Origin of the sequence: Devosia sp. LjRoot3, assembly GCF_964252865.1 — a bacterium.
Lineage (GTDB): Bacteria > Pseudomonadota > Alphaproteobacteria > Rhizobiales > Devosiaceae > Devosia.
This window is the reverse complement of record NZ_CAXUPK020000001.1, coordinates 705,530-720,137: the sequence shown is the minus strand read 5'-3', so window position 1 is coordinate 720,137 and position 14,608 is coordinate 705,530. Positions and strand designations below refer to the sequence as shown.

At 61.9% G+C, this 14,608-nt stretch carries 15 protein-coding genes, 1 tRNA gene and 1 riboswitch; of the genes, 4 read left to right on the top strand and 12 right to left on the bottom strand.

The features are described 5' to 3' along the window. Window position 1: 1 nt before the first annotated feature. The 3 genes from ACSQ2A_RS03510 to guaB all read right to left on the bottom strand — a co-directional run bounded on the left by ACSQ2A_RS03510 (window position 2) and on the right by guaB (window position 2,322). Window positions 2–436 carry an MAPEG family protein gene (locus tag ACSQ2A_RS03510; protein ID WP_436071092.1) on the bottom strand — a complete coding sequence of 145 codons (435 nt, stop codon included), beginning with the start codon at window positions 434–436 and terminating at the stop codon, window positions 2–4. Between the two features lie 93 nt (window positions 437–529). Then, entirely contained in the window at window positions 530–748 is a 219-nt protein-coding gene (locus ACSQ2A_RS03505) for a DUF2188 domain-containing protein (RefSeq protein WP_295410577.1), read from the bottom strand. Window positions 749–819: 71 nt separating this feature from the next. Further along, window positions 820–2,322 carry an IMP dehydrogenase gene (gene guaB / locus ACSQ2A_RS03500; RefSeq protein ID WP_436071091.1) on the bottom strand — a complete coding sequence of 501 codons (1,503 nt, stop codon included), beginning with the start codon at window positions 2,320–2,322 and terminating at the stop codon, window positions 820–822. 396 nt (window positions 2,323–2,718) lie between these two features. Here guaB and ACSQ2A_RS03495 point away from each other — a divergent pair, with 396 nt between their 5' ends. Beyond that, a complete protein-coding gene (locus ACSQ2A_RS03495; protein WP_436071626.1) occupies window positions 2,719–4,062 on the top strand; it encodes an MFS transporter in 1,344 nt (447 codons plus the stop codon). A 30-nt stretch (window positions 4,063–4,092) separates the two neighbouring features. Beyond that, the gene (locus tag ACSQ2A_RS03490; protein WP_295410583.1) at window positions 4,093–5,478 is read left to right on the top strand and encodes an MDR family MFS transporter; all 1,386 of its coding nucleotides are present in this window, start codon (window positions 4,093–4,095) and stop codon (window positions 5,476–5,478) included. Window positions 5,479–5,482: 4 nt separating this feature from the next. Here ACSQ2A_RS03490 and ACSQ2A_RS03485 read toward each other — a convergent pair whose 3' ends face one another. After that, the gene (locus tag ACSQ2A_RS03485; RefSeq protein WP_436071090.1) at window positions 5,483–5,827 is read right to left on the bottom strand and encodes a winged helix-turn-helix transcriptional regulator; all 345 of its coding nucleotides are present in this window, start codon (window positions 5,825–5,827) and stop codon (window positions 5,483–5,485) included. Between the two features lie 105 nt (window positions 5,828–5,932). Between ACSQ2A_RS03485 and ACSQ2A_RS03480 the strand changes: the two genes are divergently transcribed. Next, window positions 5,933–6,646: a glutathione S-transferase family protein gene (locus ACSQ2A_RS03480; protein ID WP_436071089.1), complete on the top strand. Its 714-nt coding sequence runs from the start codon at window positions 5,933–5,935 to the stop codon at window positions 6,644–6,646. Between the two features lie 39 nt (window positions 6,647–6,685). On the opposite strand, the gene ACSQ2A_RS03475 is transcribed toward ACSQ2A_RS03480, so the two are convergent. From ACSQ2A_RS03475 to ACSQ2A_RS03465, 3 genes are all read right to left on the bottom strand, one after another. Beyond that, window positions 6,686–7,474 (bottom strand): DUF6232 family protein, encoded by a 789-nt coding sequence (locus ACSQ2A_RS03475; protein WP_436071088.1) that lies wholly within the window; start codon window positions 7,472–7,474, stop codon window positions 6,686–6,688. Between the two features lie 87 nt (window positions 7,475–7,561). Beyond that, complete coding sequence (locus tag ACSQ2A_RS03470; RefSeq protein WP_295410587.1) at window positions 7,562–8,290, bottom strand: RlmE family RNA methyltransferase; 729 nt, start codon at window positions 8,288–8,290, stop codon at window positions 7,562–7,564. Beyond that, the gene (locus tag ACSQ2A_RS03465) at window positions 8,280–9,452 is read right to left on the bottom strand and encodes a Ppx/GppA phosphatase family protein (RefSeq protein WP_436071087.1); all 1,173 of its coding nucleotides are present in this window, start codon (window positions 9,450–9,452) and stop codon (window positions 8,280–8,282) included. The genes ACSQ2A_RS03470 and ACSQ2A_RS03465 overlap by 11 nt, the downstream gene beginning before the upstream one ends. A 241-nt stretch (window positions 9,453–9,693) precedes the next feature. On the opposite strand from ACSQ2A_RS03465, the gene ACSQ2A_RS03460 reads away from it, so the two are divergent. Beyond that, window positions 9,694–9,767, top strand: a tRNA-Gln gene (locus tag ACSQ2A_RS03460). Between the two features lie 406 nt (window positions 9,768–10,173). On the opposite strand, the gene ribH is transcribed toward ACSQ2A_RS03460, so the two are convergent. The 5 genes from ribH to ACSQ2A_RS03435 all read right to left on the bottom strand — a co-directional run bounded on the left by ribH (window position 10,174) and on the right by ACSQ2A_RS03435 (window position 14,537). After that, entirely contained in the window at window positions 10,174–10,620 is a 447-nt protein-coding gene (gene ribH, locus ACSQ2A_RS03455) for a 6,7-dimethyl-8-ribityllumazine synthase (protein ID WP_436071086.1), read from the bottom strand. 8 nt (window positions 10,621–10,628) lie between these two features. Continuing rightward, window positions 10,629–11,828, bottom strand: a complete 1,200-nt coding sequence (gene ribB, locus ACSQ2A_RS03450) for a 3,4-dihydroxy-2-butanone-4-phosphate synthase (protein WP_436071085.1) — start codon at window positions 11,826–11,828, stop codon at window positions 10,629–10,631. Then, on the bottom strand, window positions 11,804–12,412 hold the full coding sequence (locus tag ACSQ2A_RS03445) for a riboflavin synthase (protein WP_436071084.1): 609 nt from the start codon (window positions 12,410–12,412) through the stop codon (window positions 11,804–11,806). Before ACSQ2A_RS03445 ends, ribB begins: the two co-directional genes overlap by 25 nt. Further along, window positions 12,413–13,411 (bottom strand): bifunctional diaminohydroxyphosphoribosylaminopyrimidine deaminase/5-amino-6-(5-phosphoribosylamino)uracil reductase RibD, encoded by a 999-nt coding sequence (gene ribD, locus ACSQ2A_RS03440; RefSeq protein ID WP_436071083.1) that lies wholly within the window; start codon window positions 13,409–13,411, stop codon window positions 12,413–12,415. A gap of 87 nt (window positions 13,412–13,498) precedes the next feature. Continuing rightward, window positions 13,499–13,650: riboswitch (FMN riboswitch) on the bottom strand. A gap of 209 nt (window positions 13,651–13,859) precedes the next feature. After that, window positions 13,860–14,537: a YoaK family protein gene (locus ACSQ2A_RS03435; protein ID WP_295411414.1), complete on the bottom strand. Its 678-nt coding sequence runs from the start codon at window positions 14,535–14,537 to the stop codon at window positions 13,860–13,862. Window positions 14,538–14,608: the final 71 nt, after the last annotated feature.

Below are 14,608 nucleotides of genomic sequence, written 5' to 3'. Positions count from 1 at the left end.
CTCAGCTCATCAAGATGCGTCCGATGAGCCATAGCCAGAAGAGGCACAGGACAGCAAGGCCAAGCGTATAGGCGACGAAGCGCTGCCCGACATTGTTGGTGGTGACGTGAATGGCGGCGTGGACGTAGCGCAGCGCCACAAAGACCAGCGCCAGGATAGTTTCCACCCAGCCCACAACGCCAAGGTGCAGGGTCAGCAGCGCGCCGACAAAGAAGAGCACGGGGAGCTGGAACTGATTGTCGAGACTATTGGAAAGGAGACGGGCCTTGAGCGGATAGGCGGTGCGCTCAACGGCTATGTCGGCCATAGGGATTTCGCCACGCATGACGCGCGGTACGCGTTCGCTGCCCAGCCAGAAGAGCAGACCCAAAGTCAGCACGACCTGAGCCGCCATGACGAGCATCAGCAATTTCTCGACGAAGGGCACTGCGTTCATTCTCCGCCGGAGAGTCGATTTCTGGAACTAAGCGGTTACGGCGGAAAGGATTTTCCGCGGCAGCAAAACTGTCACATCAAGAGGCCTGACACGCTAGTCGACAGTATCGTCCGCGGATCGCCAAACCGTTTCGGCTGTGGTTTCGGGCTCCTGCACGATGACCTCGGCGTTTTGATCGCTCGAGTTTCGGGCATCGTCGATGGCCGACTCGATGGCGGCCTCGCGGGTTTTGAACGGGGCTGAAACGCTGCCGCGATTGGTATGCTGCCAGCAGCCATCACGCAGATAGACGATGAAATGACTTTCGCTCATGGGGCTCCTCCGTTTCCTGACAACGAAGGAGGGTGACGGCGCGTTGCATCTGCCCGCGCCGTCAATGCGTTCTAGCGGCCGCTGCGATAGTTCGGCGCTTCGCGGGTGATGGTCACGTCGTGGACGTGGCTTTCATTGAGCGCGGCGCCGGAGATTTTCACGAAGGTGGCGTTCTCGCGGAAATCTTTCAGCGTATGGGCGCCGGTATAGCCCATCGAGGCGCGGAGGCCGCCGGCGAGCTGATGGAGCACGGCACCGGCTGCGCCCTTATAGGGCACCTGGCCCTCGATGCCTTCGGGCACGAGCTTCATCTGGTCGCGCACATCCTGCTGGAAGTAGCGATCGGCCGAACCAGCGCCCATGGCGCCGACCGAGCCCATGCCGCGATAGGACTTATAGGAGCGGCCCTGGTAGAGGTAGACTTCGCCGGGGCTCTCGTCGGTGCCGGCCAAGAGCGAGCCGACCATGACGCAGGACGCGCCGCCGGCGAGGGCCTTGGCCATGTCGCCGGAGAACTTGATGCCGCCATCGGCGATGACGGGGACGCCGGCCTTGTGGCCCTCTTCGGCGCAGGACATGACGGCTGCAAGCTGGGGCACGCCAACACCGGCGACGATGCGCGTGGTGCAGATGGAGCCGGGGCCAATGCCGACCTTGACGGCATCAGCGCCGGCATCGATCAGCGCCTTGGTGGCTTCCGCGGTCGCGACATTGCCGGCGACGATGCGGGTAGAATTGCTCTCGCGCTTGACGCGTTCGACGGCCTCGGCGACGCGCACCGAGTGGCCATGGGCGGTGTCGATGACGAGGAGGTCGACGCCTGCATCGATGAGGGCCAGCGAGCGCTCGAAGCCGCCATCACCGACGGTGGAGGCAGCGGCGACGCGGAGGCGACCTTGTGCGTCCTTGACGGCGTTGGGGTGGAGCTGGGCCTTTTCGATGTCCTTGACGGTGATCAGGCCGATGCAGCGATAGTCCTCGTCGACCACCAGCAGCTTTTCGATGCGGTGACGGTGGAGAAGGATTTTTGCCTCTTCCTTGGAGACGCCTTCGCGCACCGTGATCAGGTTCTGATGCGTCATCAGTTCGGAGATCGGCTGGGCCGGATTGGAAGCGAAGCGCACGTCGCGATTGGTGAGAATGCCGACGAGCTTGCCGATGGCACGGCCACCGGCGCCGCCATTCTGCACGACCGGAATGCCGGAAATCCGGCTCTTCTGCATGAGCGCGAGCGCATCGGCGAGGGTGGCGTCGGGGCCGATGGTGATCGGATTGACCACCATGCCGCTCTCAAAGCTCTTCACCATGCGGACCTGTTCGGCCTGCTCGGTGGCGGTGAGGTTCTTGTGAATGACGCCGAGGCCGCCGGCCTGGGCCATGGCAATGGCCATATTGGCTTCGGTGACGGTGTCCATGGCCGAGGAAATGATCGGCAGGTTCAGCGCTATGTCCTTGGTGACATAGGTCGAAATGTCGGTTTCAGTGGGCAGGACATCGGAGCGCGCGGGCTGGAGCAGCACGTCGTCGAACGTCAGAGCCGCATCGCCGGTAATCGTGGTAATAATCTTCGCCAAGGCCAGACCCTTCCTGCCTTCTGAACATTGTCAGATCTATTGGAATATGAACCTGCGGGTGTACTCGCGGGTTCAGGTTGGCGAGGGTCAATAGCATCGGCGCCCCGGCTTGCATAGGGGCGATACCGGGGGCAGCAATGCGCCGAGCCCCCTAGCTCAACGAGCCCGGCGGTGCTATCAGAAAAAGGTTTGGCGCACTGACTCCTTGCGGATGCCACTTCGGAGCAGGCGCAAACCTGTCCGGCGCCGGAGAATTCTGGCCGCTTTTGCCCAATATTCATTGGCCAAGCCTAAATCTTGGGCTCATAGTAATCGGGCTGCATCCCTCCTTGCACGATTCCCGGTTCTAGACTCGTGATCCGCGTTACCCCGCTCATTCTTGCGGTCGCCCTGTTCATGGAACAGATGGACTCGACCGTCATTGCCACATCCTTGCCCGCCATCGCCGCCGATATCGGTAGCGATCCGATTGCGCTGAAACTGGCGCTGACGGCCTATTTCGTGGCACTCGCCATCTTTATTCCGCTCAGCGGCTGGATGGCCGACCGGTTCGGCGCCAAGAACATTTTCAGGCTCGCGATCTTCGTGTTCATGCTGGGGTCGCTCGCCTGTTCCTTCGCCTTTTCGCTCGAAACCTTCGTGCTCTCGCGCTTCTTCCAGGGCATTGGCTCATCGATGATGACGCCGGTGGGGCGCCTGCTGCTGGTGCGCTCTACGCCGCGCAATGAGCTCGTTTCAGCCATGGCGTGGCTGACTGTGCCGGCCCTGGTGGCGCCGGTGACGGGGCCGCTGATCGGCGGGTTCCTCACCACATATCTGAGCTGGCACTGGATCTTCTGGATCAATATTCCGATCGGCATCATCGGCATCATTCTCTCGGGGATCTACCTGAAGGTGCCCGATGAGCGGACGCCGCGGCCGGTCGATCTCATCGGCTTCGTCATCGCTTCGGTGGCCTTTTCAGGCACCGTCTTCGGCCTTTCGGTTATCAGCCTCCCTGCCCTGCCGATCATCTATGGCTACCTGACCATCGCCGTTGGCGTGACCGCGGGCATCCTCTATTTCCTCCATGCGCGGCGGACGACCTACCCGCTGCTCGATCCAAAGCTGTTCAGACATAAGCTGTTCCGCTCCTCGATCACCGGCGGCTCGCTGTTCCGCATCGGCGTTGGAGCCATGCCGTTTCTGCTGCCGCTGATGTTGCAGCTTGGCTTTGGGCTCAATCCGTTCCAGTCGGGCGCCATCACCTTCATTTCGGCCATCGGCGCCATCATGAGCAAGTTCGTGGCAGAGCGCGTTTTTGCACGCTTCGGCTTTCCGCGCGTGCTCGCCTTTGCCTCGATTTTCGGCGGCGTGTTGATTGCAGCGCAGGGCCTGTTTACCGCCGAAACGTCGGCCCCGGTGATGATGGCCGTGCTGCTGGCGGGCGGCGTCTTGCGCTCGGTGTTTTTCACTGGCTCCAATGCCCTTGGCTACGCGGACATTTCGGACGAGGAAGCGAGCCAGGCCACGGCAATCGTCGCGGTGTGCCAGCAACTGTCGGTGGCGTTTGGCGTCGCCGTAGCCGGCGCCATCCTCGAAATCACCAGCCACTATACCGGTGGTCACCTGTCATTGCTCAATTTCCAGATCGCCTTCTTTGCCGTAGGCGGCCTTAGTGCCGTGGCGAGCCTTGTTTATCTCGCCCTCCCCAAGAATGCCGGCGCGGACGTTTCAGGTCATCGCGCTTACAAGGAGTAGCGGCCCGGCCAAAACCGGACCGAAAAGCCAGTGTCTCGAACTACGCCCCTTATTCTGGCCACAGCCCTGTTCATGGAAAACATGGACTCGACCGTTATTGCCACCTCGCTCGCCGCCATTGCCGAGGATATCGGCACGGACCCGATTTCGCTAAAACTGGCGCTGACGGCCTATCTCGTGGCGCTCGCCATCTTCATTCCGATTTCGAGCTGGATGGCCGATCGGTTCGGTGCGCGTCGCGTGTTCCGCGTGGCCATGCTGGTCTTCATGATCGGTTCGATTTGTTGTGCGTTCTCGAGCTCGCTGGCCCAGTTCGTCGGCGCGCGTTTCATCCAGGGCATGGGCGGCGCCATGATGGGGCCGGTGGCGCGCCTTGTGCTGGTGCGCGCCACGCCGCGCCATCAGCTGGTGGATGCCATGGCCTGGCTGACCATTCCGGCGCTGATCGGGCCCATCGTCGGCCCGCCCTTTGGCGGCTTCCTCACCACCTATTTTTCCTGGCACTGGATTTTCTGGATCAACATTCCGATCGGTGTTCTGGGCATCGTGCTCGTGGGCTTCGCCCTGCCCAATGAACACCGCAACAAGCCGCGCAATATCGACGGGCCGGGTTTTGTCATGGCCGGCCTCGCCTTTGCCCTCTTCGCCTTCGGCTGTTCAGTGGTGAGCCTACCCGCCCTGCCCCCTCTCTACGGCGCCATCGCGGCCGTCGCGGGCATGGGCATCGGCTGTTTCTACGTGCGTCATGCGCTGCGGACCGAATTTCCGCTGCTCGACCTGCGGCTGCTCGCCGTGCGCAATTTCCGCATCGCCATTGTCGCGGGCACCTTCTTCCGCCTCGGCCAGGGTGCAACGCCCTTCCTCTTTCCGCTGATGCTGCAGCTGACCTTCGGCCTCTCGCCCTTTGAGAGCGGCATGGTGACCTTTGTGGGCGCCATCGGCGCCCTAGTGGCAAAATTCGTCGCCAACTGGATGTTTGCCCATTGGGGGTTCAAATATCCGCTGGTCTGGTCGACCGCTATTTCGGCCGCCGGCATCGTGGCCATGGGGCTCTACACGCCCGAAACGCCGATGCCGCTGATCCTCGCGATCCTCACGTTTACCGGCTTCTGGCAATCGACCTTCTGGACCGGTTCGAACGCCTTCACCTTTGCCGATATCGAAGACAAGGACGCCGGCCAGGCCAATGTGATCAGCCAGGTCTGGGGCCAGCTAATGTTCGCCATGGGCGTGGCGCTGGGCGGCGGCACGCTGGAACTGGTGCATCGCCTGCGCGGCGGCGGCGAACTGGCGCTGGTCGATTTCCACATCGCCTTCTATGTGGTGGCGGCGGTCGGGCTCGTGGCAACAGTGCTATTCATGACGCTGCCAAAGAATGCCGGGCATCAATTGCTCGGCAAACCGCACGCGCATTGAACGATCAGGGGACGGCGACGCGGGCCTGCTTGGCCCGCTCCGGTCCGCTGGCCTCCCACCAATCCGCGAGGCCCTCGATGAGCGGCAGCACCTGCGCGCCGGCGGGCGTGAGATCGTATTCCACGCGCAAGGGATAGCCGGGAAACGCCGTGCGCATGACCAGCCCCACCGCTTCGAGCTTGCGCAGTTCCATCGTCAGGATGCGGTGTGACACCGTGGGATTGTCGCGCTTGAGATCGCTGAACCGCTTGGTCCCGTCCTTGAGATAGTAAAGCAGCAGGCCGGGCCAACGTCCGGATAGCGCGCGCATCACATCCTCGATGGGGCAGTTGGAAACCAGCGTCTGCATGGGGCTCTCGTGGTTACAAAATTGTCCGTAATTTACTTAGGGGCGGAGGCGGGTAGGTTCCAGCCCGCTGGCCAGCATCATTTGACACTTCTTGAAAGATGACAAATGGAACCGATCCTTGTCTACGGCCACCCGGCCGGGAGCTCCATGGGGCTCATTGCCGCCTTCGAATGGCTGGGCCTGCCCTATCGGCTCTGCCGCGTCGACATGCTCGGCGAGATGCGCGAACCGGGCTATGCGCAGATCAATGCCCGCCACGAAACGCCCGCGCTGATCACGCCCGCAGGTCGGCCAATCACCGAGACCATGGCCATAGCCGCCTGGCTTGCCGCCCGCGACACCGACCATCGCATCAGCTATTCGCCCGAAAGCGCCGAGGCCGATCGCATGTGGCAATTGCTGGGTTTTATCAACACCGGCTTCACCGGCGCCTTCAGCCCGCTCTGGGCCGCGCTCGAAATGGAACCGCCGAACCCGGTCTTGCAGGAGAACCTGCGCATCTGGGGGCGCGAGGGCGTTATGGAGCGCCATGACAAGCTCGAAGCGATAACAGGCAATGGCCCTTATCTCGTAGGCGAAAGCCCCTCGCTTGCCGATGCCGTGCTGATCGGCGTCGCCCGCTGGCTCGATTTTCATGAGGTGGCCGATGCTCAACGCTGGCCAAAGCTCGCCGCCTTGCGGCGCCGCCTCGAAACCGATCCTGCCGTCATTTTTGCGCTCGCCATCGAGAACGGCGAGACACCGGTGGGATCAGGTTCGTTCAAGGGGCATGTGGCACTCGCCGATGTGATCAAGCGCTACGGCCGGGCAGCCGCCTGACCTCGGGGGCCGCGGTCAGTCCGCGGCCTCTCCGTGATATCAGGTGACGACGCCTAGGATCGTGTTCACGCCCATCGCGATCGTGCTCAAAATACTTTTGACTGTGTCTCCGGTTTCCCAGACATCGCAGATGCCCTTCAGCCTCCCCCAAGCCGTCTTCAATTTGCCCTTGTCGGGATTTTGGGTGCGGAGGATCGTCACCAGGCTTTGCAGTTCCTTCTGCAGCTCCTCATTGCGGTGATCCCTGACGAAGTTGCCCAGTTCCTTGAGCGCCTCGTTGAACTGACCATTGAGGAAATTGAGCTGATCTACAGAAATACCTTGATGCTGGGAAAAATGAACAGAATAGTCGTAGACATGATGGACCGATCTATCCAAAACATTGACGGAATGATCTTCGATCTTTTTGTTGTCGATGTTGACGGTATAGTTGAAGGCGTTGCCCGATGAAGTGAGGGCCGCGAAAATCAGGTCGCGCACCTGGATCATGAATTCTTGATCGCGCGACCAGAAGAGGGTCATGCCGCCGCTGTTGCTGAGCAGCTCAATGCCGTATTCCTTGCCTTCTGTTCGAGGCCGGACGAAGCCGCGAAAGAAGACGATGACGCCCGCAATCATGGCCGCGAGGCCCAAGAGTGGCTCGATCTCCGCGTTGAAACCGAAAACGGCGAGGAAGATCCCAATCGCCATGAAGGTGACGACCCGCTGAAAATAGGGCCATCCCTTCTGAAAGGTATGCGATTTCCGTTCCACCATGCGTGCCGACGAAATGTTCTTCGTCGGATATATCTGGTTGTTTAGCGTTATCGCGTCGTTGGTGATTTTCACTTACGCCTCCCGCATCAGCGAAGACATAGATCACCAGACAAAACATTAAACTTGAGCCCTTTGCAATATTGAGGGCCCGGCGTGGCGCTATTCGCTTTCGGACTCGACCTCTGCCCTACCCTTAAACCCCTTGGCCACAAGATAGGCCTCGGCCGACTCGCTGCGGCTCGACGGCGGCTTTATGTGCATGGTGGTCTTGAAATGGCGTTTCAGCATGTGCAGCAGCTCATGCTCGGTGCCGCCCTGGAAAACCTTGGCAACGAAAGACCCGCCGGGATTGAGCACCTGAATGGCGAAATCGGCGGCGATCTCGATGAGATGCACGATGCGCAGGTGGTCGGTGGGCCGGTGACCGGTCGTCGGCCAGGCCATGTCGCTCATCACCACGTCGGCCTTGTGGCCACCCATGGCCGCGAAGAGCTGATCGGGCGCGTCTTCCTCGGTGAAATCCTTGCGGAGCAGGACAACGCCGGGGATCGGGTCCATTTCAAGATAGTCGATGCCGACAACAAGCGGGTGCTCGGCCGTCGAGCCCACCGCGTTGGCCGCGACCTGCGACCAGCCGCCGGGCGCAGCGCCGAGGTCGACGACACGCATGCCCTTCTTGAAGAGCTTTTGCTTCTCGTCGATTTCCTTGATCTTGAAGGCCGCGCGCGAGCGATAGCCTTCCGAACGGGCGCGGGCCACATAGGGGTCGTTGAGCTGGCGCTGCAGCCATTTGGTGGACGAGGTCGTCCGCCCCTTGGCTGTCTTGAGCCGGATTTTGAGGTCCCTGTCGGACTTGCGGCCGCCTGTGCCGAGTGCCTTATCCACCATTTGCGTTTCTCCGCTTGGGGCGGCTCGGCCGCTTGTGAACCTTATCTGCATCCATCAAGGAAATCAGGATGCCTTCGCGCAGGCCGCGATCGGCCACGCGCACGCGCTCGGTCGGCCACTCACGCCGAATGGCTTCAAAAATGGCGCAGCCGGGCAGCACGAGATCGGCGCGATCCCGACCAATGCAGGGATGCGTCACGCGCCGGTCGAAGGGCATATTGAGAAGGACGCGCATGATGTCGTCCACTTCCTGGCTCTTGAGCCAGAGCCCATCCACCTTCTGGCGCTCATAGCGCTCGAGGCCGAGATGGAGGCCAGCCAGCGTCGTCACCGTACCCGAAGTGCCGATCAGGTGCACGGGATGCGCGGCAATCATCTGGCGGAGCTTTTCGCGGCCGCGGAACTGTTTCAGGTGCTCGGAAACAAAACCGACCATGGCTTCAAACACTTCGGGCGTGACATTGACCCCGCCAAAGCGCTCGGCAATGGAGACGACGCCGACCGGCAGCGACTGCCATGAGCGGATCGAGGCCGACATGCGCCCCTGCGAGCGCGGCCGGCCACCGCGGAAATCGAGCCAGGCGAGTTCGGAGGAACCACCGCCAATGTCAAACATCAGCGCGCCCTGAGCCGTATCGTCGATAAGATCGGCGCAACCGGTCACAGCCAATTCGGCCTCGGTGCGCCGGTCGACGATTTCAAGCTCAAGCCCAAGCTCTTCCTTCACCCTACCGAGAAATTCCGGGCCATTTTCGGCAGCGCGACAAGCTTCGGTGGCGATGAGCCGCATGCGGGTCGGCTGGTGGTCGCGCAGCTTGTTCCGGCACTGCTTGAGCGCTTCCATGGTGCGTTCCATGGCCGCGTCGCCAAGGCGCCCGGTTACCGAAACACCCTCACCAAGACGCACTATGCGCGTAAACCCGTCGAGCACACGAAAACCGTGCTCGTGCGGGCGCGCAATGAGAAGGCGGCAGTTATTGGTCCCAAGGTCGAGCGCCGCATAGAGCGGGCCGCGCGCGCGCCGGGGCGCATGACTTGTCCGCGGCTCCGCCACAGGTGGCGCAGCCGAGCCCCTTGCCTTCCGATCCTGAGCGGAAGGCGTGCGGAGCGCCGTGCCGGTCCGGGCGACCGACAAGGCAGCGGACCGATTCGGATCGGTCACCTGATTCTCCTGACGCGGCGCGGTCGCTGGCCGGTATTTCCGGCCGCGCCCAAGGCGCAGCTTTGGTGTTGCATTGTTGAAAAAGACGGTACTTCAACGCTGAGCCAAGCGCAATGCACACATTGGTTGGGCAAACTTGCACCATCCCCGCTTGCAATCCTCGTCCGCTTTGTCTAATGAGACCCCGCGCCGCCACGGAAGCACCGCTTCTGAGGATCACGGCCCGGCCAGCAGGCTCTGCTGGGGAATAGTTCAATGGTAGAACAGCGGACTCTGACTCCGTCGATCTTGGTTCGAATCCAGGTTCCCCAGCCAAAATTCCATCACGCAGTGGATTTTTCAGAGTTATTTTTGTGAGTCTGCGAATCTTGCACGCATAGTCTCACGGGGCTCCACACGCGCCGACCCAACACAGGTTAGCATGGGTACGCGCCTGCTTTACTGCGTTCGTCGTGGCACCACCTTTCATCGGCGCAGCCGCTTGCCAACGACTCGGCGTGCGGCGGCTGCTGCGCTCGACCCACACGCTCACCCTGACGGCGGAAGGTCGCGCCTATCTCCAGGCTGCGCGACGCGTCCTGGCCGACCTGAACGATGCCGAGCAGCAGATCGCCGACCACGGTTCCGGCCGGCGTTCGCGTTTTTGTGGACTTCCTGGTCGACAAGCTGCGCTGAAACGTGCCCAATTCCGGACGCCGAACGCATAGGTGGTGGCACCGTGTTAGGTGATTTTCCGCAAGATGCGATGCGAATCCAGGCACGCGGCGGCCGCCTCCCGCCCCTTGTTGTGCTCGTCGTCGCGGCTGCGGAGGATCGCCTGCTCATCGGTATAGGTGGTCAGGATGCCGAATGTCAGCGGAATGCCCGTCGCGAGCGAGGCGTTCATCAGACCGGTGCTGGCGGCCTCGCTGATATATTCGAAATGCGCGGTGTCTCCCTTGATTACGCAGCCAAGACAGATCACGCCGTCAAATTTTCCCGTCTGGGCCAGCATCTGCGCGATCAGCGGAATTTCGAAGGCCCCGGGCGCCGACAGCACATCTTCATCGCGCAAAGCGATGGATTTTTCGCTCAGGTAGGCGCGCGCGCCGCGGAGAAGGCCGGATGTGACCTCCTCGTTGAAGCGGCTGACGACAATGGCAAAACGGGGATTTGGATTGGTGATCATATCGGGTCTCATCCAAGGGTCAATGTGTGGCCAAGGCGGTCGCGCTTGGTCGCAAGATAGGTCTGGTTGAAGGGGGTGGCGGGAACCACGAGCGGCACGCATTGCGCCACGGCGATACCGTAACGTTCGAGCGCCCGCGCCTTTTCAGGATTGTTGGTCAGGAGGCGAATGCGGGCATAGCCAAGCGCTTTCAGCATCTGCGCGGCGACCCCATAGTCGCGAGCATCGACCGGATGGCCAAGCATCTGGTTGGCCATCACCGTGTCGTGGCCCTGATCCTGCAGGGCATAGGCTTTGATCTTGTTGCCAAGGCCGATGCCACGGCCTTCGTGGCCGCGCAGGTAGAGCAAGGCGCCGCCGGCGCTCTCGGAAATCCTGCGCATGGCATCCTGCAATTGCGCGCCGCAATCGCAGCGCAGCGACCCGAGAGCGTCACCCGTGAGGCATTCCGAATGCAGCCGCACGAGCGGCGTCTGTGTCTCTCCGCGCTTGACCGCCGCGATATGCTCGATCCCGTCGATGCTATTGCGAAACGCATGCAGCCGCAGCACGTCGCTTGCGAATGCCGAAGGCAGGTCAGTGCTGGCGATTTCCTCAACGAGCGTTTCAGTCCTGATCCGGTGCTCGGCAAGCTCGCGAACGCTGAGCATGACGAGGCCATGCTTTCTTGCGAAGGCAAGGAGGTCTTCACGCCTTGCCATCTGCCCATCGTCCCGCATGATTTCGCAAATGACAGCACCGGGTTCGAGCCCGGCAAGGCGAACGAGATCCACTGCGCCCTCCGTATGCCCGTTGCGGGCCAGGACGCCGCCGTCCACCGCTCGCAGCGGGAAGACATGCCCCGGCGAGACGATATCGTCCGGCGTCACTTCGGACGACGCCGCCAGTCGCATCGTGTGGGCGCGATCGGCCGCTGAAATACCGGTGGAGATACCCTCGCGGGCCTCGATAGATACGGTGAAGGCCGTCGACCGACGCGTGCGATTGTCACGCACCATGGGGCGTAGACCGAGATGATCGACCTGCGCGCCGGTGAGCGCGAGGCAGACCAGTCCACGGCCATGCATGGCCATGAAATTGACTGCCTCCGCCGTGGCAAACTGCGCCGGCAGCACGAGGTCGCCTTCGTTCTCACGATCCTCGTCATCGACGAGGACGATCATACGCCCCTCTTTCAGGGCGCTCAGGGCTTCAGATAGGGCAGGCATAGCCGCTCCACATACTTGGCGATAACATCGACTTCGACATTGACCTGGTCGCCCACGGCGAGGGCGTGCAGGTTAGTGTGGGTCCAGGTGTGAGGGATGATCATCACCCCGACCTGGAACCGCACGTCGGCTTGCGAAATGGAATTGATGGTCAGGCTGATGCCGTTGAGCGCAATCGAGCCTTTGGCGACGCAATAGCGGGCCAATTCCGCGTCCACATCGAAGGCGAGCCGATAGGCGCCGGCCTCCTCGGTCGCCGAGACCAGTGTGGCCCGGCCATCGACATGACCCTGGACCAGATGCCCCGAAAGCCGCGTTTCCAGGCGAACCGAGCGTTCGAGGTTGACGGCATCGCCAACCTCGATGGTGCCGAGCGTGCTGCGCGCCAGCGTCTCGGGACTAAGGAAGAACTCGGTCCTTCCGCCGATCTCAAGCGAAGTGACGGTGAGGCAGACGCCGTTGACGGCGACACTTTCTCCAAGCTCAAGGTCGGGGTAGCCCGTCGTGATCGCCAGTCTCAGGCTTGCACCGACTGGCTCGGCGACCTCCACCTTGGCGAGGCGTTGAATAATGCCGGAAAACATCTAGGACCTTTCTGTCAGGGCGAATGAATGGGGTTGGGAAAGCACCTCGACGCGATCAGGGCCGTCTTTGTCGGCGGTGATGCGGACATGCTCGTCCCAGAACGGGCTGACGAGCACGCTCTCGGTGAGCAGCGGACCCGCTTCGACCAGCACTTCGAGAGCACCGGCCTCTCCCAATTGGTGCAACGCGTCGGCGAGGGAGTGAGGGAGCAGGACGCGAAAGCCGCGCGCCGTCGCGGCGTCGATATAGTTTGTGGAGACGCGTCTGCGTCGGTCTAGAATGGCCAGGTGGCGGTTTCTGCTTACAAAATCAGGCACATGACGCACCGTGAACTCGGGTGCGTCTGCGAGAATCGTGCCGGAACCGGTGAGCACGGCGTCCGCCCGACGGCGCAGCTCGTGAGCCAGTTTCAGCGAGTCTTGGGAGGTGAACGTCTTTTGCCCGCGGGGTGGAATCATGGCCCCACTACCGTCCACCGCCTGCTTGACGGTTACCCACGGAAGGCCCGTTAGCATGCGTTTCGCAAAAGGCTCGACCAAGCGCTGTGCGCTGGCGGCAAGGCTGGGATCGAGGGCGCCGATGCTCCGGACGGTCAGCCCTGCCGCCCGCAGACGTTCAGCGCCGCCTCCAACTACGGCGGGATTGGGATCAGCCGCACCGATCCAGACGGCCTTTGCCGTTGTGCTCAGGATGGCTTCAGAGCAGGGCGGTGTGCGCCCGAAATGATTGCAGGGTTCGAGCGTGACGACGATCGTGTGGATCGCCCCGCCAAGACCTTTTGCCCGGCACTCCGCGATTGCCAAAGCCTCGGAGTGGCTCGTGCCGGCCCGTTGATGCGCGGCGACCGCCAGCACGTTGCCGGATGCCTCGAGGATCGCGCAGCCGACCGGCGGGTTGGGCGCAGTAGCGCCCACGAAGGCCCGAGCAGCGTCCAGTGCCAGGCGAAACGCCAGTGCAACGGCGTCTGGGGAGGGAGATTGTTCTGGCTCAGTACCCATGCTTCGTCCTTGGTGACGACGAAGCTCAGGGCGCATGACGACAAGTGGCGCCCATTCCGGCGCGGAATGGTCGCTTGCTAGACAGTCATGTGTTCTCTTCCATCCGGACTATACCGTCGGCCTCGGAGTTGAACCGAGTCTGCTGACCTCTCTCCTTACGGAAAGAGCGCTCGCGGGCTGATGCAGCTTTCGATGCAAACACCGCCGGTGGGGAATTGCACCCCGCCCTGAGAACGTCTGCCCGACCTACATGGCCGAGCAGGGCCCACATAGGCCGCTCGGACGGCAATTGCAATGGGTGGTATAGGTCTCGGCCACCAAGGTTTGTCTGCTTCCGAAATCGCCTAGGCGATCTGAATGCCCGCGATAGGGCGTATGCGGCCCTCGAGTGCGCGCAGCGATAGTGGCCGAGAATGGGTGCGATGCAGAAGAGAGGCACTACTCGTATCTAGGCGCCGCCTCTAGCCCTATGTGCCTCTGGTATCCCGATCGCCAATAAGGCTATCCCTGCGATGATCAGCAGCCATCCGTCGATGAGCAAGTAAGCGAAAACGCCAAGGACGCCGCCGGCAAGAAATGCCGTGAGCGTAAATAGGGACAGCCGGAAGCGGGGCGCGGGTTGACCGCGCACCAGGGCGGCCAGACCTAGTCCGATATCTGTGGCCATGCCCGACACATGCGTCGTTCGAACGCGTGCATCGCTGATGCGCGTCGTCGCTGCGTTCTGCACGCCCATGATGAAGCTAAGGCAGATAACAAGACCTGTCTGAAAGCCACGAAAGAACAGTGCTATGGGTCCAAGTAGCAGCAGCAGACCAGCCTCGAGCAGCACGCTATAGGCATAAATACCCCGCACGCCTCGCTGCCGACCGATTTCAATCATGAATCCTGAACAGCAAGCTCCCAAAATGAAGGACACGATCATCGCCGCGAACAATGCGGCGGTGTCCAGCCGGCCCAGGGCAAGATGATCGGACAGACTAGAGACGTTGCCCGTCATGTTGGCGGAGAAGAAGCCCGCTGCCTGGAACCCGGCCCCATTGAGTGCGCCTGCCACACCTGCCAGCAAGGTGGCTAGCTTCAGATCGATATCGACAGTTCGCTGATCACCTTCGCGAATAAGCATATTCTGGCACCTGTCGCAGAACGAACCTCGGCCGAAATACGGCCGAGGCGACACTTCATTCGATCTGACCG